Annotated in this window: 19 protein-coding genes and 1 pseudogene; 2 read left to right on the top strand and 18 right to left on the bottom strand. The window is 43.8% G+C overall.

Annotated features, from left to right (window positions below):
• Positions 1-99 precede the first annotated feature (99 nt).
• From G596_RS0118355 to G596_RS0118335, 5 genes are all read right to left on the bottom strand, one after another.
• Positions 100-852 carry a LytR/AlgR family response regulator transcription factor gene (locus G596_RS0118355; protein ID WP_022763278.1) on the bottom strand — a complete coding sequence of 251 codons (753 nt, stop codon included), beginning with the start codon at positions 850-852 and terminating at the stop codon, positions 100-102.
• Positions 853-909: 57 nt separating this feature from the next.
• On the bottom strand, positions 910-1119 hold the full coding sequence (locus tag G596_RS0118350; protein WP_022763277.1) for a hypothetical protein: 210 nt from the start codon (positions 1117-1119) through the stop codon (positions 910-912).
• A gap of 90 nt (positions 1120-1209) precedes the next feature.
• A complete protein-coding gene (locus G596_RS22895) occupies positions 1210-3363 on the bottom strand; it encodes a DEAD/DEAH box helicase (RefSeq protein ID WP_049944882.1) in 2154 nt (717 codons plus the stop codon).
• The gene (locus tag G596_RS24580) at positions 3356-3520 is read right to left on the bottom strand and encodes an SHOCT domain-containing protein (protein WP_022763276.1); all 165 of its coding nucleotides are present in this window, start codon (positions 3518-3520) and stop codon (positions 3356-3358) included. Before G596_RS24580 ends, G596_RS22895 begins: the two co-directional genes overlap by 8 nt.
• A 111-nt stretch (positions 3521-3631) precedes the next feature.
• Complete coding sequence (locus G596_RS0118335) at positions 3632-4405, bottom strand: HD domain-containing protein (protein WP_022763275.1); 774 nt, start codon at positions 4403-4405, stop codon at positions 3632-3634.
• Between the two features lie 259 nt (positions 4406-4664).
• On the opposite strand from G596_RS0118335, the gene G596_RS0118330 reads away from it, so the two are divergent.
• A complete protein-coding gene (locus G596_RS0118330; RefSeq protein ID WP_022763274.1) occupies positions 4665-4886 on the top strand; it encodes a hypothetical protein in 222 nt (73 codons plus the stop codon).
• A 75-nt stretch (positions 4887-4961) separates the two neighbouring features.
• Here G596_RS0118330 and G596_RS0118325 read toward each other — a convergent pair whose 3' ends face one another.
• The 10 genes from G596_RS0118325 to G596_RS0118280 all read right to left on the bottom strand — a co-directional run bounded on the left by G596_RS0118325 (position 4962) and on the right by G596_RS0118280 (position 17957).
• The gene (locus G596_RS0118325; RefSeq protein WP_022763273.1) at positions 4962-5828 is read right to left on the bottom strand and encodes a helix-turn-helix domain-containing protein; all 867 of its coding nucleotides are present in this window, start codon (positions 5826-5828) and stop codon (positions 4962-4964) included.
• Between the two features lie 50 nt (positions 5829-5878).
• Positions 5879-6751, bottom strand: a complete 873-nt coding sequence (locus tag G596_RS0118320) for a cation diffusion facilitator family transporter (protein ID WP_022763272.1) — start codon at positions 6749-6751, stop codon at positions 5879-5881.
• A 26-nt stretch (positions 6752-6777) separates the two neighbouring features.
• Positions 6778-8907, bottom strand: coding sequence for a sensor domain-containing diguanylate cyclase (locus G596_RS0118315; protein ID WP_022763271.1), 2130 nt, complete (start codon positions 8905-8907; stop codon positions 6778-6780).
• Positions 8907-12056 carry a DegV family protein gene (locus G596_RS22890; protein ID WP_022763270.1) on the bottom strand — a complete coding sequence of 1050 codons (3150 nt, stop codon included), beginning with the start codon at positions 12054-12056 and terminating at the stop codon, positions 8907-8909. Before G596_RS22890 ends, G596_RS0118315 begins: the two co-directional genes overlap by 1 nt.
• Entirely contained in the window at positions 12053-14110 is a 2058-nt protein-coding gene (locus G596_RS0118305; RefSeq protein ID WP_022763269.1) for a response regulator, read from the bottom strand. The genes G596_RS22890 and G596_RS0118305 overlap by 4 nt, the downstream gene beginning before the upstream one ends.
• 202 nt (positions 14111-14312) lie before the next feature.
• Positions 14313-14702: a DUF4342 domain-containing protein gene (locus G596_RS22885; protein WP_022763268.1), complete on the bottom strand. Its 390-nt coding sequence runs from the start codon at positions 14700-14702 to the stop codon at positions 14313-14315.
• Between the two features lie 54 nt (positions 14703-14756).
• Positions 14757-15062 carry a PspC domain-containing protein gene (locus G596_RS26130; protein WP_081646804.1) on the bottom strand — a complete coding sequence of 102 codons (306 nt, stop codon included), beginning with the start codon at positions 15060-15062 and terminating at the stop codon, positions 14757-14759.
• A 170-nt stretch (positions 15063-15232) separates the two neighbouring features.
• A complete protein-coding gene (locus G596_RS0118290; protein WP_022763267.1) occupies positions 15233-15907 on the bottom strand; it encodes a vWA domain-containing protein in 675 nt (224 codons plus the stop codon).
• 152 nt (positions 15908-16059) lie between these two features.
• The gene (locus G596_RS0118285; protein WP_022763266.1) at positions 16060-17262 is read right to left on the bottom strand and encodes a macro domain-containing protein; all 1203 of its coding nucleotides are present in this window, start codon (positions 17260-17262) and stop codon (positions 16060-16062) included.
• Positions 17263-17279: 17 nt separating this feature from the next.
• Positions 17280-17957: a hypothetical protein gene (locus G596_RS0118280; RefSeq protein ID WP_022763265.1), complete on the bottom strand. Its 678-nt coding sequence runs from the start codon at positions 17955-17957 to the stop codon at positions 17280-17282.
• 119 nt (positions 17958-18076) lie between these two features.
• Between G596_RS0118280 and G596_RS0118275 the strand changes: the two genes are divergently transcribed.
• Positions 18077-18829, top strand: a complete 753-nt coding sequence (locus tag G596_RS0118275; protein ID WP_022763264.1) for a metallophosphoesterase — start codon at positions 18077-18079, stop codon at positions 18827-18829.
• Positions 18830-18885: 56 nt separating this feature from the next.
• Here the strand turns inward: G596_RS0118275 and G596_RS25065 are convergent, their stop codons facing one another.
• The 3 genes and pseudogenes from G596_RS25065 to G596_RS22875 all read right to left on the bottom strand — a co-directional run.
• Entirely contained in the window at positions 18886-19044 is a 159-nt protein-coding gene (locus G596_RS25065; RefSeq protein ID WP_155829357.1) for a hypothetical protein, read from the bottom strand.
• A 133-nt stretch (positions 19045-19177) separates the two neighbouring features.
• The gene (locus tag G596_RS25665; RefSeq protein ID WP_022763263.1) at positions 19178-19306 is read right to left on the bottom strand and encodes a hypothetical protein; all 129 of its coding nucleotides are present in this window, start codon (positions 19304-19306) and stop codon (positions 19178-19180) included.
• 440 nt (positions 19307-19746) lie between these two features.
• Positions 19747-19992: pseudogene (locus tag G596_RS22875) on the bottom strand (ISNCY family transposase); the annotation flags it as partial.

Genomic DNA, 19992 nt, shown 5'->3' with positions numbered 1-19992 from the left:
ACATCGCCGCCATCATAGACACGCTGAATAAGGGGAATTCTCTTACCGGAATTTCAAAACCGGCATTAAAGATAAAAAGCACTATTGAAAAGTATAATTCTAGAACCTGAAGTCCATATATCTGTCCATAACCTCGGCATATCTGCTCTTTGCGACCGGGATCATCTCTCCGCCGCGAAGAGTGATATCCGTTTTTGTGAGCTTATCTATTGCCGCAACGCTTACAGCCAGCGATTCGTGGCATCTTACGAAATCACTTCCGGAATGATTTTCCTCCATATACTCCGCAAATCCGATTCTGAGCGTCGGAGTTGAAACCACATCTCCCGTACTCATATGATACGAAACCACATGGTTTCGATACTCGATATAGAGAATCTCATCCATTCTTAGCGTCTGAAGTCCGCCCTTAACCTTAATGGTTATACACTTTTCTCCCGCCAAATCCACACGCGATATCGCAAGATCAAGCGTTGAAAAAAGCTTTTCCTTTTCAATGGGTTTCAAAATATAGTTGATCGGATTTACATCGAAAGATTCGAGCGCAAAGGAGCTCTCGGACGTTGCAAATATTATCTGCGCCTCAGGCTGATTCCAGCGAAGTTCTCTCGCCGCCTGAATTCCCGTGACCATCGGCATTACAATGTCCAGAATATAAATATGAGGCCTGAACTGCTCGCACTCCTCTATAAGCGCATCGGGATGATCAAACACTTTGACATCCGCGCTCTGATTCTTTTTCTGTAGATATTCCTTCACCAGTCCATGGACTCTCTCGCGATCTGCCTTATCATCATCGCAAATAGCAATCCTTAGTGACTTTCCTTCCTTTAATGTCTCCGTGTTTCCCATAGCTTCTAACTCCCGATATAATTTGAGTAATATTCCAAATCAACTGATCATCAGGTTTTAATCAATTACCTTCTTTGGCCAGTTGCAAATGCCAACCTCCAGGGCCCGCTCTTCCTTCAGATGAAAATCCGCATATTTACAGTACCAACACCCCTTTATGCTGGGTATAGCATCTTCTCTGGGGGTATAAGCCGGGCACATATCCTCCGGCCACACACTTCCTTCTCTCTTTGGTACATCATAAACATTAGACTTTTCATCCTTCATATATATTCACCTGCCTCAAAAACAAAATCGTTAATAAACTTCTAAGGCTAATCTATCATAAATAATTCCATTCATTATTCTTACACCGATTTAGTTCTGATTTACACGGATTGTTTCTTTTTCGATTATCTTTTCAATCCATTCCTTATCGATGATATTGTCATAAGCGCCCGCCACAGCAGACTCGTTGGCGAAGTTGTCGAACTCGGTCTGTTTTTGCTGCAAAATAACCATCATATCCTCATCGATGGTATCGGGACAAAGCAGCCGGTAAACCAGTACATTCCTGACCTGCCCCATTCGATAAACTCTCGACAGCGCCTGACTTTCAAGGGATGGCTTGATCTGTGGCTCGCAGAAAATTACGATGCTGGCAGCCTGGATATTCAGTCCGACACCTCCTGCAATTATCTGACATACAAGAACGCTTCCTCCGGGCGCCTGAGTGAACTCATCTATTATCTGCTGCCTCCTCTCAATCCCGGTATCACCGCTTATTACGCCCACGCATTTACTTTCCATGAGCGCACTCACTTTTGCTATGGTCTCTCTGAAAAATGAATAGATTACAACTTTTCGTCCTTCATCGCAGGCTTCTTCCATAAGTTCCAGAAGTCTTCCGCATTTTGCAGACTTAGTCATATCCTCCTGAAGAAACGAAACTCTTCTCATATCAGAAAAGCTGCCGCTGATTACCGCACCGGCATAGGCTGCGCGGTCCTCCGGAGTAGGAACGCACCACTCCTCTTCCTCGTCGATAGGAGGGAGCTCTTTTAACACCTGATCCCTAGTTCTTCTGATATAAGCCGGCGCAAGGCTCTCCCTGAATTCCGGCAGATGCGTAATATGCGCAAGCGATCGTACTTCCTGTGTCATGTCCGGACGAACGAAATCTATCAGATTGCACATCTCCTCAACCCTGTTTTCAAGCGGCGTTCCCGTCATGAGAAGGATTCGCTCCGACTCATTATCAAGTCTTCTAATATACATCGTCCTCTTGGCGTCAGGATTTTTCATGTAGTGCGCTTCATCAATGACCAGCATGGAAAGCCCCATGTGGTTATCGATTTTGTCCACGATTTTTCCCATGGTCTCATAGTTGGTGATCGCCGCGCCTCCCTTTTCCTGCCACATGGAAAAGGCATCGTCAGCCATCTGGCCATGGATCACATAGGTACTGAGACTGCTGAATTTCTTAATCTCCCTCGCCCAGTTGATAAGAACACTCGCAGGGCAGACTATGAGAAAATAGCAGGTCTTCTGCTCTGTCTGCTGTATATGTGACATTGCCGCAATTGCCTGAATAGTCTTTCCAAGTCCCATCTCGTCACCAAGAAGCACCTTCTTTTGATGAATAATGTATTTCACGCCAAACACTTGATAAGGTCTGAGCGTCCCCAAAAAGCCGCTAAGATCAAGAACCGTACTGTCTATCTCCTCCGCGAGCTGCGCAGGAATACTGTCGTAGATGAAAGGTTTGTTGCCTGAAATGTTCCCGAGATTTTCGAGAACAGCATAGAAATCCGCACTGTTTCCGCGGAAGGCTTCGGTCGCCTCATAAGCTGAAGTATTCAATGCTCTCTGATAATCATCGATCACCGAAAGCATGCGCCTAAAGAAATCACTGTCACAAAACTCGTAGATATTATCCGCCATATCAGCGGTATTTTGTTTTGAAGCTTTTGATGAAAAAAACCAGCGAACGCCGTTTCTAATAATGCCGCTGTTTTCAATCCTCTGTGCATAAGCATTCAGATTTTCCGCAGCCGGCCTGTTATCTCTTCTTATCTTTTCGCACTTAATATATCCCGAAAGCGCCGTGATAAGTTCAAAATTGTACCCACCCTCAGCAGGATTTCCATCTGCTTCTAATCTGATGGAAACCCTTGAAGAGAGATTATTTGCAGCCTCAGTTATTATGTTCCTGATGGCTTCTATCTGTTTTTCTCCGATACCGTCAATCGCAGCAAGCTCATAATCCGTAGCATCCGCGATCTTCCCAAAACTGGTAAAACCCGCATCCGCCAGTGGCTGAACACGAATCCCGGCCTTAGCATTTTTTAACTCCTCCGCAGAGATGTCATAGAGCGACTTCCTGGCAGAGTCCGCCGCAATCTTATTGCACAGATACCGAATGTTGTCTTCCTGCGCAGCTTTGTCATTATAGATACGCATGAAAACAGCATTTGTATCATGTATGGCCTTTATAAGATTATTTAAATCCTTGAAATTGGGTTTATTCATTTACTCTCCCAATATCTTTTTTCTTCTGGGCCTCAAACTCCTCGGCAGTGATGACTCCGGATTCCATGAGTCCCTTGAGTTTCATGAGTTCATCCGCTACTACCGACAGCATCACTGCGCACAGTAGAACCAGCACCAAGTTTCCAATTTTCCTCATGACTTTACCCTCTCTGACTTTTTTTCATAAAAACTATTTTTATTTTATCATAAACAAAGAAAACATCGCACAGCCAATTGACCGTGCGATGCCTATTTTCAACTCATATTCTCATTCTGCGCTGCTAAAGAATTCATCGACCTCCCGCCTTGTTTCGGCGAGAGCCTTCTTCATACTTTCCGTCTCAGTTGGAAAATCGAACATCTGATAAAGGTACCCCTGCTCTTTCGCAAGCTCCCTGCTCTTTGGATAAACAAGCTCAAAGACCAGCGCTATGTGTCCGATCTGGTGCTCCGCATAGGTGTGGGTTATGGCTCTGCTTACCGCTATTTTTTCACGCACCTGCTCCATAACCTCCTCTGAGACCTCTGACTCCATAAGCTTCTCTGTAGTAGCGCTGTAGAGATCCTCCAGAGGCGTCTCGACATTCACCCTCAGGATATCGATCTTGTCCGCATCTCTTAAGATATTGCAGAAGGTCAGTGTTTTTCCGGTTACAGACTCATCAATCCTGTACTTGTTGTGCTGTCTGATCACGACATCCATCATATCGTAGAGAGAACTGTCCTCAAGATATCCTCTGATGAGTCCCTCCTCTCCAAAGAGAAGATCCGCTCCAAGCTCGGCGTGATCCACCGATCTGGCGTCATTAAAAGTATTGTACCTTCTGACCTGTTCAAACCTTCCGACATCATGAATCATACCTGAAAGCCACGCAAATTCCACATCGTCTTCTGAAAGCCCCAGGGATTTTGCTATCTTTTCACAGTTATCTGCAACCCGGTAGGTGTGCGCAATCTTCAGCGCTATCTTCACATCCTCCGGATCGTAATTTCTTGTATAGGAAGCGAACTGCTCCCTTACCTTTTTTCTATCTAAAACCATTTATGAGATCCGTCTCCTTCATATTAATCATTTTACCAAGTACCTATTATAACAAGAAAAACCGATATGTCATCCGATTGTATAAAACCCGAGATTAAATTTGTAATGTGTTTTTTGTGTTTTCCTCCAAAAACCGCACCGCTTAATGGATTAAGAAATTCCAAGTTCGATTAATTTTCATCAATTACAATCAGCACTTCTTATGCTATGATGTTTGCAAAGTTACAGCAACCCTCACAAGCAATAAAGGAGTCATCGGATGCCAGATTTAGCAACGTTTCCATCCAGAATTACTATTGACGGATTTGTTTATGACAAGCAGGGGTACAACGATATTGGCGGTGTTTTCTACAATTCCAAGGACAACCCATCCGATATCACAAGTAAGTTCATCAGCTTATATCCTGATGGCAAGCTCACCTACCTGTTCGACGGACTTGAGCTCATCTGGAACAAGGATTATCAGGTTATAGCACAATAAAAAACATCAAAAAATATACCGGTCATCTTCGCGCTGAAGATAGCCGGTATTTTTCTGCTTTTCATTAATATAGTACTACTCAGACCTTCTCACAAACAGGGCTCTGTAATCCCTGGGTGTCATCCCCTTCTCCTCGCGGAACACCCTGTTGAAACTGGGAATACTCTGGAATCCCGAGAGCATCGCTATCTCCGTCAGAGTTCTGCCCTCCTCCGTAAGGAGCTCCGATGCCTTCTCAAGCCTTATCATATTAAGCCACTTACTGTAATTCATCCCCGTAGCATTTTTGAATATCCTTGAAAAATAATCCTTACTGATGCCTGCCATCTCAGCCATACTTCCCTGGGACAAATCATCTGCGGTCAGATTATTCCTGATGTAATCGGTCACCATCATCATTCGCTGCATAACGTCATCAGCATAACCATAGGGCTCCTCGGAAAGCTCCGGCGCAAGCTCATTTCTGTGCTCTAGGAGAGTCAGCATGAACTCCATGAGCAGCATGCAGCACCTGATCTCCTTCTCCTGATTATCCGAAAAAAAGATGTCCTTCATCTTCTCCGTAATAGCCTTCAGTTTTGCCGCAAGCTCAGGATGCGCTTCCACGCAGATAATATGGAGATTGCGATACATATGCATAATTCTCTGAAGATCGAAGAGCGAATTCATAAAGGAATTTGAAAACTGTATAACCAGCGCCTTCTCCCTGTCGGCATCGACGATAGCATGCATCTCCATCGGCCATACCAGCACAATGTCGTCCGGGACAAGCTCATAAGTACTCTTACCCACCTTATAAATATTAGTCTTCCCGGGACCTACTAGAAGAATCTCTCCATAAGAATGCCAGTGCATCTTGTAGCTTCTCTCCTTGAACCCCGTAGACATATTGAACGCACTCACATGATCAAAATCATAGGTTTCGTATTGACTGTAGTCCATTTCTTTGATGCCTTTCCTTCCGGTTATATGTAAAATCCGGACTGATGATATTACGTATCAGTGTCCGGATTAACATGTATCATAATATGTTTAACATTGGTGAATTTCTGCTCCACACTGTTGTGAACCTTTTCGGCAATCTCGTGCGCCTCCACCAGCGGGATCTCTCCCTTAACTGCAATTTCCAGATCAATATAGATTCTGTTTCCAAACTGTCTCGTCTGAAGCAGATCCACATGCTCCACTCCAGGTTGCTGCTCTATGAAAAATCTTAGTTTCTGCTCCATCTCTTTTCCGCAGGAGGTATCCAGCATCTTATCAAGAGCATCCTTTGAAATATCATAAGCGACCTTCAGGATAAACAGACAGATAATCAGACTCGCAATAGGGTCCATGATCGGGAATCCCAGCTTTGCAAGACCGATACCTATGAAGGAGCCGATGGACGAAAGCGCATCCGAGCGGTGATGCCATGCATCCGCCTTGAAGGCATCCGAGTTCATCTTCTTCGCATAGTACATAGTATACCAGAACATCGCCTCCTTAACGACAATAGAAACTACCGCCGCGATAAGTGGCAAAAAAGTGGGAACCTCAAGTTCCTGCCTTAAAATAATTTTCTGAAGACCTGTGTATCCTATTCCCAGACCCGTTCCGGCAAGAATAACTCCCAGAATCATCGCAGCGACGCACTCCAACCTCTCATGGCCGTAGGGATGCTCATCATCCTCCGGCTGCTTGGCCAGAAGCACTCCGATATATGCGACAATAGTAGCGAAAACATCTGACAGTGAATGTACCGCATCCGAAACCATCGCTCCGGAGTTACCCAGAATTCCGGCGACCAGTTTAAACCCGGCAAGCACTACATTCCCTAAAATCCCAACTCGGGACAATTTTTTTATAATACTGGCTTCTTCCATGACACGCTTCTCCCCTCAGCTAGTCCTCATACCAGATTACCATTATTGTTCTCCTGTAACAACTCATCTACACGATTAAGTATTATTTCCATATCCGTTGTACCGTTAACACAGTACGCAGACCCCATGGTTATCTTTATATCCTTCTTCTCAATCATGCGTCTTGCACATTCAACATCATTTTCAAAATAGGACTCCTCTGTCTCAAAACCGAAGCAGACAAAAACATTGCCGTTAAGTCTGTAGACATTTGCTTCTCCGAAGATTTCCATAAGAGTTTTGGCAACGTCTATAACCATTCTGTCGCCGGCATCGTACCCCTTTTCTCTGTTTATATCTTCAAGTCCAAGAATTTCAGCACGCATATAACCAAAGGCCGCCGACATATCCAGTCCGCTCTCCATGAACTTTCTGTACGCCATATGGTTTCTCGCACCCGACAGAGCATCATTATAATTATAATAGAACAGTCTCTTCTGCTCTTCTCTCTGCAGAATCAGCTGCGCAAGGAAATAGGATATGAGATTGATAATCTCGGCGATATCCACAAGCTTTTCTCTGGGCGCTCCGCTCACTCCGCAAAGTCCCGTGAGTTTACCATTTATCTGCAGCGCACCTATAACCAGATTTTCAACCTTATAGTTTTTCAGGAGATCGTAAAAGTACGGATCGGACGCTTTTACCTGCTGTATATCACTTACAATGAGCCTTCGCCCGCTCTCCACATAGGTGTCATAGAATTTATCCAGAAAGCCGTCATAAGGCAAATAGATAAGCTCTATTGATTCAGGCTTAAGTCCCTCTCTGCACCATTCATAGCTGCCGCGGAATTTTCCGGTCTTCTGATCTTCAAAAATGAAAATTCTGTTTGCTTCAAGCTCTTTTCCCATGAAATCGAGCATTGCCTTTATGTTATTCTCGGGAGAATCCGAAGACAGAGCGTACTGAAGAGCATGGTTAATGAAGCGCTCCCTCTGAATCTGTGCATGATCCTTCGTCCACCATTTGAGGAACCTGAACATCATATAGGCGATCAGAATGACCATTCCTGCCCTGGTATAAAGCCCCTGCACATCCGTCTGAATCTGAGCGGTATAATCTCTTACAAGATCCACAAGACCGCAGACAAGCAGCAGAATAAGCACAAAATATATATCCCTGATTTTGACGACAATTCCTTTAATTCTGCAATAATTCGCATTATCAATGGCTATGATAACCATGATTCCCATTATCAGAATAAAGTATGGAATCAGGAAAAGTGAAAAAGAATAGGCCATATCCAGATTAAAAAGATACCTGGCGCTTATAATACTCAGCTCAAATATCATTGAAAGCCAGAAGCTTAGATGATGATAAATCGAACTCTGTTTTACCGTGGTTGAATTAAAGAAAGTAACCAGGGGATACCCCACCCAAAAAGGCAGTGTCTTACTCATATCGCGCCACGCATAAATCGACCCCGTCAGAAGCTGCATGATATTCGTATCGATGAAAAGCCAGGTTCCCGCTATAAGCGAAGTCGTTCCAAGAGCAAGTATATTGAAGGGAAGTGTACTCTTATCAATGACCGAAAAGTACACAAGTATCTGTATCAATCCAAAGAGGATCATAAGTACACACAAAAGGCATGGCACCAGCATACGATGAAACATCAGGCGCATATAATCCGACGGCGGACATATGTATACATTCATAATTCTGCCGGTCTTTTGTCCTTCGTAGCAGCACGAACTCACAATCTTTATGGTTTTCCTCACGTTCAGCGAACCCAGTCCCACTTCATGAAAAACAATACCGGTACTTGTACCTGTCAGGTTGGAAGTACTGGTGAATTTATATATCTCCACGTTATCCAGGAAAACCGACAGATTGGTATTCTGGGATTCAAAGCAAAGAGAATCCTTCTCGGTAAGTCTTGAGGGAAGCCCTTTTTCGAAAATAACTTCTCCGCCGTGTTCACCTGCCATAACAGACTGAATATGAGCAATCTTTTGTCCGCCCATTCTCCAGTTTTCCGAAAAATTAATCGGCTGCTCCGTATAACCAGAAGTAAAAATATCGGATCTTATGGGCACCATAACAAAGATCAGCATCATTATGAAACCGAATAGGAGCCAGTATACACTTTTTATGATATCTTTATCCTTTTTCATCAAATATCCTTCATTTCATCGATGCTCTTAAGTAACTTAATATAATCTCTGTAATCCGTAAGAAGCCTTCCGTTATTCTGTTTTATAAAATCAACATCTCCCGCTTTCGCAGCATTTTCAAGCTCAAGTGCAAGCTCTCCAAGCTTCTTAGCGCCTACGGTTCTGGCAGAATTTTTCAGGTTATTGACGTTAATAATATAATTGTCATAATCCTTAGCCAGATAGCATTTCTCAAGCTCAGAGGCTTTCTTGTCGATCCCTTCATAGAACATCTTAAGCACTGCAAGGAAGGTTGCCTTGGACCCGGCAGCTTCCAGCGCCTTCTCATATTCCAGTCCGGGTACATGCTCATACCACTTCTCGTCAACACTTTTTTCTTTTTCATCACCGATTGATTCATCATTCACATACGAAACTTCACTGTCATCGACAACATCCCCCGAGAGCATCATGCTAAGATCATAAGGCGCCTCACCTCTTTCCAGGTAAGACAAACCGATTGCTCCCATGCCGCAGTTCAGCGTCATAACTGAGCATACCTTCTGGAAAATGATATGCTCAAAATGAATTCTCTTGTGGATTCTCTGCCTTATTAACTCCTTCTCATCTTCCGTGAGATTTATATACTCTACAAAAATCAGATCGGTATCGGGATTCTCAAACCTGTTCAGAACATGATCTATGTATTTGATATAACAGCTCTCTTTTTCACCCATGAAAAGCCGCCAAATGGTTACCCTGTTATCCCTGATGCGGATTACGGGCTTCAAATTGAAGGTACTCATGACACCATAAAGATTTCTGCCGATTATGCCTCTCTTCACCATGAATCCGGCATCGGTGGTAATAAAGGTACAACTGATGTTATCTCTTGCTTTTTTAAGTTCCTCCAGGATTTTATCGGTTGGTCTTCCCTGCATAGCCCTTCTCTGAGCCAGAAGCACCAGCAATCCGAGAGCACATGAGTTATTTCCGGAGTTAAAAATGATAACATTTTCATACGCTCTTGCCGCAGTTTTGGCATTTCTGTATTCATCGCTAAAGCCCGGAGCAAGCGTCAGATATATGATCTGATGTGCTTTTTTCATAACGCGTCCGAAGAAGCTCTCAAATTCCTCCACCGACGGCGGCGAAGAGTTGAATTCCACATCCTCCTGCATATAGTGAACAAGATCGTCGGTACTTGCTTCTACCCGATCACGGTAACTCTTTCCGTCCGCAATAATAGAAAACGGAATTATATCCAGATTCTTTTCATTTATAAACTTCGCCGGAAGGTCGCACATAGAGCTTGTGCAAATTGCAACCGGCAGTTTTTTACTGTAACCGCTTGCAGTATTCATCCGTGCTCCGGTACTGCTGCTGCCCTCGGTTCTGTTTATCTTAATCTCGGGAAGATGCCTAAGGAGCATATCCTCAAGCTGCTGTCCGGTCACCGGTTTTACCAGATAATCATCGAAACCACTTCGATCATACAGTTCTCTGTTCTCACTGTCCGCATTTGCCGTAAGAACAATAACAGGAACGTTGCGATTCAGTCCACTATCCTGATTTCTTATAAGCTGGAGACATTCAATACCGTCCATCTCAGGCATCAGATGATCCATGAGTATCAGATCATACTTGTAATTCAGAGTCATTGACAGAGCTTCCTGTCCGCTTATTGCAGTATGTATAGTGATCTGCGTATCGGTAAGAAGCTTCTTTTCCACCTCCAGGTTCATCTCATTGTCATCAACAATAAGGATTGCCGCTTCGGATGCTGTAAAGTCGGGAACATATTTCTCTGCCTTCTGCCTGTTCACAAACTTCACGATATTTATATCGCCGATGGCATCTTTCCTTGCCACCTGCTGCCACAGAGCAACCATGAAAGTCGACCCTTGCGTATAGACGCTGTTGACGGTTATCCTACCGCCCATCAACTCTACCAGCTGCTTAACGATTGAAAGGCCAAGTCCGGTACCCTCTATCTTGCTGTTTTTCTCCTCATCAATTCTGTGGAAGGCATCAAAAAGATAGGGTATTTCATCCTGCTTAATACCCATTCCGGTATCAGTCACAGAGAACACAAGAAGTATCTGGTTATCCCTTACTTCCTCCTTCTCCACCGTAAGTGTCACGGATCCCTGCTTTGTATATTTAACTGCATTGTTCAGGATATTTATGAGTATCTGTTTGATACGCATCTCATCGCCGAAGTATTCCGCAGGAATCGAAGGATCAACCTGGACCTTGAGTTCAAGCCCCTTTTCCTCCGCACGCATCCATATCATTCCCACGATTTCCGACAGCATCGTTTCCATACTGTAGTTGACGGGAACTATGTCCATCTTTCCGGCTTCTATCTTTGAAAAATCCAGAATATCATTCACAAGAGCCAGCAGCATTCTGCCCGCCCCCTGGATATTCTCGGCATCCTTTATTATCTCGGAGGAAGCATCCTCCTGACGAAGGATTATCTCGTTAAGACCAAGGATTGAGTTGATGGGTGTTCTGATCTCATGACTCATGCTTGAGAAAAAGCGGTTCTGCGCGCGGTTTAATTCCTCAACCTTCTTGGTCTCATCACGCGCCTTATTGTTTTCCTCCATAAGAAGCCATTCTTCGAACCACACCATGGCACAGCAGATAAGCCCCACCAATATCAGCGATATCAGAGAATCAATGTAAAACATACGCTCATTATGTTTGCCGACAAGTTCAGGGCGAAAATATCCGTTCAGGTAGAAAAGACAGGTCTCAATAGTCAAAATTGCGACCATCAGCGGCCTCCATTTTCCGCTGATTACAAGACCGGTGTACAGGTAAGCAAAGACTATCCACTGCACGCCGCCTCCCGTAACTCCGCCTCCAAAGAAAAACAGGATAGGAAGGAGTATCAGAACAAGTCCCACGACAATAATTCTTGTTGCTGTTTTTATCTTTTTCAGTTTTACTGACGAAAATGTGATGACAGGAATCAATACCGCTACTATGGCTACGGTAATAGTCTCAATAATATTCTCATTAAAAACCATATCCCCTATAAGTCCCAGGATAATGAAGAACTCCGTAACAATGGTAAGGAGCACAAAAACCCTCTCTCTGAAGTCGAGCTCAGGGCTCTTTAAAAGACGTATCAATCGGTTAAGGAAGCGTAATCTCATCTTGCACCTCCTTTACCCTGAAGAGTCCCGCTTTTCAAAAGGTTGTTCATAACACGCTCAAACGTATTAAGATTTATCGGTTTGCTTATGAAGCCGTCAAAGCCTTCCTGCAGGAACATCTCTCTCGCACCACTGATAGCGTTTGCCGTAAGCGCGATAACACATACATTCTTGCCATTTTGTACTGCAATCCTTCTAAGCTGCTTCATCGCTTCGATTCCATCCATCTCAGGCATCATGTGATCCATGAATATGATGTCATAGAAAGACTGCGAATACATGGTAAGAGCTTCTGCTCCGCTGTGCGCAACTTCAATATCAAGCTTGTATTCCTTGAAAAGTCCGCTGGCAACAACCAGGTTCATAGGTTCGTCATCAACTATAAGCGCGCGAAGCCCGTCAAGCTTAGGTCTTCCCTCTTCAGGAAGAAGCTTGGAAGAATAGGCCTCCCCGTTTAGTACACGAAGCATCTGATATCCGCTGGCGGGTTTTTCTGCCCAGATTATCTCACTGTCATCAGGGCGCTCAAAATCGTAGCGTTTTGAAACCGCAACAGTGATGTTTTCATGCGCAATTTTCTCAAAGTATTCAGGATCAAGGACATATTCCTCATACCCTATGAAAACATGAGTAATTTTTCCTTTGTCAATGAGCTTCTTAACTTCGGCGAGGTTCGGAACCGCATACAGATTAAGCCGCAGCCCCGTGGCAAAATTGGTTCCGAGCGACTTGTAGAACTCATTGACAGCCTGATATTTATATTTATTGGGAATCAAATAGAAAACAATATTGATAAATCTCTTGTCTGCAACACTCATGCAGGGCGACGGATCGAGAACCTCCTGCGCTATACTGACACGCACCGTGGTTCCCTTTTTCCTCTGACTTTCAATAGTGACAAACCCCTTCATAAGACGCGTAAAACCAAACACTATGGAAAGCCCCAGTCCAATACCGCCAACTTTTCTGTTGCGGCTCTGGTTCACCTGATAGCGTCCTCTGGTTATCCTCTCAATATCCTTCTCAACCATACCTATGCCTGTGTCGGATACCTCGATTATGAGATTAACTCCGTATTCTTTTTTTATTCCTGTAATTTTGAGATATACTCCGCCCGCAGCTGTGAATTTAAAGGCGTTATCAAGAAGATGATCGATTATTTTTCGAATTTTTACAGAATCGCCCCGAAGGAGCGTTGGCATATTGGGATCAAGATCAATAATAAATTCGATATTATCGTTCTTTGCAAGAATATTATAATTGGCAACTATATCATTCAAGAGAGAGGCCAGGGCATACCTGTCCTCTTCGAGCCTGGAATCCCCTCTTTGTATCTCACTGTAATCCTGGATGTCCTCGATCTGCAGCGAAAGGCGCACACCTGCATCCCTGATGATAAGGACATCCTCACTCCTCGTCTTTTTAAGCATCAGACTTGTTATACCGTTTATAACATTTACAGGGGTTCTCAGTTCGTGTGATATGTTTACAAGGAAATCCTCGAGGCCTATACTCTCGGTCTCATCATTGTTGTTCTTACGAATAAGCTCATCCTCAACAAAGCGCTCATACTTAAGGATAGCTCTTAGAGCTCTGTAACAGCATACCTCTAACAGCGACTGGAGAAGGATTTTGTGAAATTCGAGAGAACTGAACGCAGCGGCTCCGGAGGCCACTGTCCATATTATCTGCATGAAAATGATAGCAAAGAACTCCACCAGTAAGAAAACCAGGTATTCTTCGCGCTTTAACAAAGTTGCTGTAATCATCACCAGAACCGAGAAGGCAATCACATCATAGAGGCTGCTCCTGTGCGCGCCATGATAAAAAATCACCAGCATGCAATATATCAGGAAAATGTTTTCCCGAATCCTGGGCTCCAAATGGCTTCTGACATGTATTGCCCAGCAGGCAATAATCCCGACAATAATAAGGGGTGGCATCCAAAACTCCCATCCCTGCAGAATACTCTCCATTAAAGCACCGATACTTACGACGGTGATAATGATGATCACGACATTATGCTTTTTTGAAACCCGCTCATTATCTCCCACTCTGCTATCTCCGCATAAGAAACTGTGCAAAATCCCACAATTAATTATATAAGTCGAATAAATAGCAAACAATCTCATTTGATTACCACAATATTAAGTTTTTGGAAAAAAACATTAAACTCTTTAAGACAAAAAAATCCCCGAAGCATTACGATCAGAAACGACCGTAGACTTCGGGGAAAAAGTGGGTACTATTCAGTTTTTACTTGATCTCATTGGTTGTGCCGTCTTTCTTCACAACCATAAGCTTGCAGCCAAGACCGAATGCTGCAACACTGCCGGCGATAAGAGCCCAGGGAGCTGCTGCCAGTCCGAGGATACCGCCGATGATTCCTACGTTTACGGGAACGCTAAGGACAATCTCGTCATCCTTCTTAACCTGGATTCTGTCAACATTGCCTTCCTCAACGGTCTTCTTAAGCTTATCCATGAGGTTCTTAACATCCTCACCGATGTCCTTTGTCTGAGGCTGGATGAGCTTTACAGCTTCGTCCACATTGCCTTCTGTCTTCTCAAGAGCTTCCTTAGCTGTCTTGTATTCAACTCCTGTAAGATCCATTACCTTTTCAATTGCTTCGAGTGTTATGTTCATGTGTTACTCCTTTCTGCACTACTCTAACAAAACTTAATATATTTGCATCTATGATTATCGGTAGATTTCTTCCTTAACTCCGTCGTTAATTCTGAAACCGACCGGTTCTGCATTGACATAGGTCTTCTCTTCAATGTTCTTGTTTTCAAAATTTATATGACCGTCTTCAATGTAATCAGGAGCATCGCTCATTATGAAAGCAAGTATGATATAAACTGCAATGCTGGTTCCCCAGGCAAATGCGAGAACGCCCCAGATAAGTCTTACTATAAAAGGATCAATTCCAAAGTACTCTGCAAGGCCGCCGCATACGCCACAGATCTTACGATTGTTACTCTTATATAATCTCTTTCCACCCATGATTTTCAACCTTTCTCCTGATTACGAATCAGAAACCAAACTGTTCATTTGTTTATATAACGAATATAATCCACAAATGTCTTCAGATAAATTCAAAATAATGCAAAAAATTATTTCATATTTTTCCTTTTTGGAGTTTTTTGTGTGTGAAAAGGGATTTTTCTTCCTGATTATTTTCTTCCGCGCTTCTTATAATCCCTGTCTATCTCTTCATTCCAACCGCTCTGAGCAAGGCAGCATTCCATATCGCAGTCATCCTCTGCCATCATAACCGCGCTTACAGCCTTGGATACTCCGGCAAATACTGTCGCTGTACCCATCTCGTCGCATACATAATTGGCGGTCCTGTCTCTCCTGATTCCAAAGCGGTCAGCCTCCGCATAAGCATCGATATTTGCTCCGATGAAAATGAACTCCCAGCCATATTTCTCCTGCTCCTGCTTAATCATCTTCTTAACCTTGCTGTAGGAGTACTTTCTGCTGGCATTCTCCATTCCGTCTGTTGTGATTATGAAAATAGTCTTTTCGGGTCTGTCCTCTTTTCTCGCATACTTATGAATGGTTGCTATGTGATGAATCGCTCCGCCCACTGCATCGAGAAGAGCTGTGCATCCGCGAACGTAGTACTGCTTCTCGGTCATCTTCTTTATGTGGTCGATCGGAATTCTGTCATGAAGGACCTCGCAATCATCATCAAAAAGTACTGTAGAAACCAGCGCCTTCTCCCCGGTCTTCTTCTGCTTATCCATCATGGAATTGAACCCGCCTATTGTATCTGCCTCAAGCCCTGACATCGATCCGCTTCTATCCAAGATATAAACTATTTCTGTTAATCCTTTACTCATAATCTTTACCTCCGTTTGTATTACTGGTTTTCTGTTCTTGTAACCACATAATACCTTCGGACAAAAAAAAATGGTCAACCCGAAGGCGACCATGAAAAAATTCCGCGCATCCAAGGGGCCTGCCCACCGGGTGCGCGGAATTTTGTCTTCGATCAGGAGAGCGGATCGAGGCCGTACTCGTAGAGGACTATGTCGATTCGCATTACGTTGTATTCTTGTTTGCGGATGAAGTACTCCACCACTGCGTCTGTCTGTGATATCGGAGACATCGCGTAGCCGGCGAGTCGAAGGAAATCCACGGTCTCGTCCATGTTGAGATGAAGACCGACCGCAAGTGCTAGCATCTTCTCCTTGGAGGGATTTACCTTGTCCTTAAGAAGCTTTGAAAAATACTGCTTGGACATGTTGGCCGCAGCGTAGACTTCCGAATTCTTGAGGCCCTTCTTATTTATCAGCTGCTGGAGGTGCTCCCCGAAGGAATCCTTGTACATACTCTTTAAAGTATCCTCCAGACTCATCATCGGCATAGCAGCTTCGCTAGACATCTGCATCGCCTGCGCCGCAGGTGCAGACAGCTTTGATGCTCCAGCCATATCGGATTTCTTGAAGATGCTGCCGAGTTTCTTAATAGGATTAATATTATCGTCTTTTTTCGGTAATTCCTCTTTGATTATAATTTCATCGATTGACTCTTCATCGGAATCATCTATATAGAGGTCTTCATCAGATTCCTCCTCGGAAAAATCTTCATCCGCGAAAGAACTACCCTGTGTATAGATTGCCTCAATTTTCCAGTCGCGGGCATACTCATCGCTCTCGGCTTCCTCCACATATCTGTCGCTTATAAAGCTGTCGACATCCTCAAATAGCTCTCCCGAGATTCGATACGCCTCTTCCCCGAAAACCACGAGAGTTATTTCCATCTCATGTTCTTCCAGGAAATCCTTGAACGCATCGGTAGCAATTTTAATCCCAAGTTCCTTAGGAAATCTGTAGGACCCCGTAGCAAGAAGCGGATATGCTATAGAGTTGCAGCCTCTCTCAGCCGCCTCAAGAAGTGACTTATCATAGCACTTTCTTAAAAGCTCCGGTTCTCCCTCATCTCCGCCTTCCCACCAGGGACTGCTGACATGAATGATGTACTTCGCATTAAGATTGAAAGCAGGCGTCACTCCCACTTCACCGGGCTCCAGGACTCCGATTTTCTCCCTCTCCGCAAGAAGCGCATCCCTGCCTGCTGCCTCATAAATCGCATAGTCAACGCCATCTCCGATTGCAACGTCAGGATTTGCGGTGTTCACTATCGCATCTGCTTTTATCTTAGTTATATCATCACGAATTATCTTAAAAGGCATATCCCCTCCTATGCTCCTTAAGCTAAATTATTCAGGATTTTCCCAACCTCTTCATCGCCGGTCAGGTCATAGACCATCCTATAACAGTCGATCGCCTGCTCTTCTCTTCCTGCGCCCATCGCCTCTTCGGCCGCTTTATATAAAAGCGCAAGCGTAATGGGATTCGCCTCCGTCGGGATATTGTTGTCCTTCAAAAGCTGCTGAATCTCCTCAAGACTCTTATCCCCTACCGGCTTTCCTACAGCTTTCTCAAGAAATGCTATCTCCGCATCGGCTTGTTCCGTCTTATCAAAATAGTTGCTGTAAAGGTAGCAGGCAGCCGAGACGTCCGGCAAGTATTTTTCAAGATAATACCAGCCAAGGTTCCTGTAATAAGCCGCCAGCTCTGCCCTCGTGCAGCAGAAATTGTAGGAATCCGTCGTGTACGAATACTCGCCCTCGGTATCTCCAAGCTGCTTGCAGCACTGAATTATCCACAAAATTGCTTCCATATCCACCGGGTTTTCAAAGTGCGCCAGAACCCACTCCTGCTGCGCCTTCTTATAATCACCTTCCTGCGCAAGCTCTCTGGCCCGCTCCTTGTGCGGCGCCGCCGTATCCTCCGCGGCGAGCTCATATTCGTTATCCCCGAGGACATAATATTCATATAGAAAAACTTCTGAAATATGCGTTAGACTAACAATATTTTTGCCCATACCTTTTTCCGTTCCTTTTTTTCATAAATTAAGAATATCACAAAAAATGCAAAGCATACCTGCCAAGTTAATGGTATTATGTTATATGAATTGTATGTTATTAAATCACAGGAGAATTTATGGCAACCTATACTGTCTCAGACCTTCACGGACAATATCACATTTTTCAAAAGCTTCTGGAAAAGATCCGGTTTTCAGAGGATGACTTCATGTACGTGCTTGGCGATGCCATAGACAGAGGCCCCGACGGAATTAAGCTGCTGCAGACCATCAAGGATGCGCCGAATATGGAACTTCTTATCGGCAACCATGAATTCATGATGCTGAACGCAGTCGCCCCCGATGGCTCTACTGACAATTTTCCGGGAAAAGATGCCGCCTTATGGTTATTCTCAAATGGCGGAGAAATTACTTTTGAGCAATATAAAGGATTGCCGACAGAAGAACGGCAATCCCTTCTCGAATGGCTAAACAGCCGTGTTCTCACAACTTTAGTTGAGGTCAGCGACAAGACCTTTTGCCTGACTCACTCCTATTACAATGTGGGATATATTGATGTTCCTTTTAGGGAAATCGATTACCCCGTAGTGTGGAACATTGTCTGGATGACACCTTACCGCCCGGACATTTTCGTTCCCGTCTCCAACTATACAGAAAACGACTGGCAGTTCATCATCGGTCACGTTCCGGTTCAGCGAATTGCAGGTATAGGCTCCGGCTTTAGCGCTCACCACGAAAAAAATATCACCCTGATTGATGGCGGCTGCGCCTACAGAGGCCACAGTCTCCTTGCCGACAACGAGTGCGGAGTCATCTGCCTAAAGCTCGACGACATGAGCGAGACCGCACTCACCTTTGCGGAGTGTGAGTAATAATCTTAATGTAAGATATTGCGGCGGCTTTTATTCATAGAATTCAAGCCGTCTCCTTATCCAAAAAGGAATTTTTCATATTCCTTAACAGCCTGCTCATCATTAAGCTTTTTGAATATTTCCAGCTCCTCTTCATCGGACATACCCTCTCTCACATAGACATTGAGATTCAATGTGTTACCAGATCGTTCGACAACTCTTCGAGTTCTTCCCATATCTCCCAATCTTCTTCGTTATATTTGTAATCATTGAACCCGAATCTCCCCGAACCATTTTCAAGGCATTCATTAACCTTGGAATATGTATTTGCAAGTATATCAATAAACGTTGTAAGCTCAGGCTCGTATTTTATGGAAAAAGCATAAATGTCTTCTCCACCAGATACTTTACAACGTCCAGGTGTCCCTCAGCTATTGCTGCAAATAAGGGATTTTCCTTAAAAGTATCCACATATAGTTTGCATCCGTTTTCATACATTTGTTTGTTCGTCCATTTAACGTTCCCTCTTTCTTCGATTTTTTAACTCCCTCTTCCGGATATAATCTCATCCATAACTCAAACGGATACACGATTAGCCTCTTATAATAGATTATATAGCACTACTTCAGGTAAAGTTAACCCTTTGAAATTAAAAACATTTTTTAATCCTAAAAATGTTTTTCGCACTGGCGCTGACTAAAATGTGGATGTATAATTTTACATTGAAAAATAAGAAAAGTTTAGTGTTATAAGTAGTCTGCATCATAGCAATTCTCTTATAGCCAAATAGGTAATTGCGAAACTCAGTAAAAGTATATGCGCAACTTTAACATAAGCATTACGGAATGTATTTTTTGAAAGCCATGCAATTTAACTTAGAAAAAATCTGGTTTTAGGCGCACTTGAATAAAGCTAAAACATTATTAAGTTGGTAAGTCCTATGCTATAAGAGGCTTAAGGCTTCTGATGTATTCATGATGATGAATCTTGTCGGCAAGCACAACGGAGATAAGCTGTGTGATACCAGCAAGTATCAAGTCAGCATGCAGAGTTTTCTCGTTTCGTGTACGACGATTTGCTAAGCAAAAGTTATCCTTCATGTGATTGATTTCTCGCTCAACAGTGGTCCTGATTTTATAGGTATTATCCCATTCCTCAGTTCCGCGAAGAACACCGGGATAGGC

This window comes from Butyrivibrio sp. AD3002 (genome assembly GCF_000420905.1).
GTDB lineage: Bacteria > Bacillota > Clostridia > Lachnospirales > Lachnospiraceae > Butyrivibrio.
Note: the sequence above shows the minus strand (reverse complement) of the source record. Positions and strands in the feature narration are given on the sequence as shown.

Coding starts and splice junctions, on each gene's coding strand:
- G596_RS0118355 (WP_022763278.1), bottom strand. CDS start 852: ATGGGAAACACGGAGACATTAAAGGAAGGAAAGTCACTAAGGATTGCT.
- G596_RS0118350 (WP_022763277.1), bottom strand. CDS start 1,119: ATGAAGGATGAAAAGTCTAATGTTTATGATGTACCAAAGAGAGAAGGA.
- G596_RS22895 (WP_049944882.1), bottom strand. CDS start 3,363: ATGAATAAACCCAATTTCAAGGATTTAAATAATCTTATAAAGGCCATA.
- G596_RS24580 (WP_022763276.1), bottom strand. CDS start 3,520: ATGAGGAAAATTGGAAACTTGGTGCTGGTTCTACTGTGCGCAGTGATG.
- G596_RS0118335 (WP_022763275.1), bottom strand. CDS start 4,405: ATGGTTTTAGATAGAAAAAAGGTAAGGGAGCAGTTCGCTTCCTATACA.
- G596_RS0118330 (WP_022763274.1), top strand. CDS start 4,665: ATGCCAGATTTAGCAACGTTTCCATCCAGAATTACTATTGACGGATTT.
- G596_RS0118325 (WP_022763273.1), bottom strand. CDS start 5,828: ATGGACTACAGTCAATACGAAACCTATGATTTTGATCATGTGAGTGCG.
- G596_RS0118320 (WP_022763272.1), bottom strand. CDS start 6,751: ATGGAAGAAGCCAGTATTATAAAAAAATTGTCCCGAGTTGGGATTTTA.
- G596_RS0118315 (WP_022763271.1), bottom strand. CDS start 8,907: ATGAAAAAGGATAAAGATATCATAAAAAGTGTATACTGGCTCCTATTC.
- G596_RS22890 (WP_022763270.1), bottom strand. CDS start 12,056: ATGAGATTACGCTTCCTTAACCGATTGATACGTCTTTTAAAGAGCCCT.
- G596_RS22885 (WP_022763268.1), bottom strand. CDS start 14,702: ATGAACATAACACTCGAAGCAATTGAAAAGGTAATGGATCTTACAGGA.
- G596_RS26130 (WP_081646804.1), bottom strand. CDS start 15,062: ATGGGTGGAAAGAGATTATATAAGAGTAACAATCGTAAGATCTGTGGC.
- G596_RS0118290 (WP_022763267.1), bottom strand. CDS start 15,907: ATGAGTAAAGGATTAACAGAAATAGTTTATATCTTGGATAGAAGCGGA.
- G596_RS0118285 (WP_022763266.1), bottom strand. CDS start 17,262: ATGCCTTTTAAGATAATTCGTGATGATATAACTAAGATAAAAGCAGAT.
- G596_RS0118280 (WP_022763265.1), bottom strand. CDS start 17,957: ATGGGCAAAAATATTGTTAGTCTAACGCATATTTCAGAAGTTTTTCTA.
- G596_RS0118275 (WP_022763264.1), top strand. CDS start 18,077: ATGGCAACCTATACTGTCTCAGACCTTCACGGACAATATCACATTTTT.
- G596_RS25065 (WP_155829357.1), bottom strand. CDS start 19,044: ATGGGAAGAACTCGAAGAGTTGTCGAACGATCTGGTAACACATTGAAT.
- G596_RS25665 (WP_022763263.1), bottom strand. CDS start 19,306: ATGTATGAAAACGGATGCAAACTATATGTGGATACTTTTAAGGAAAAT.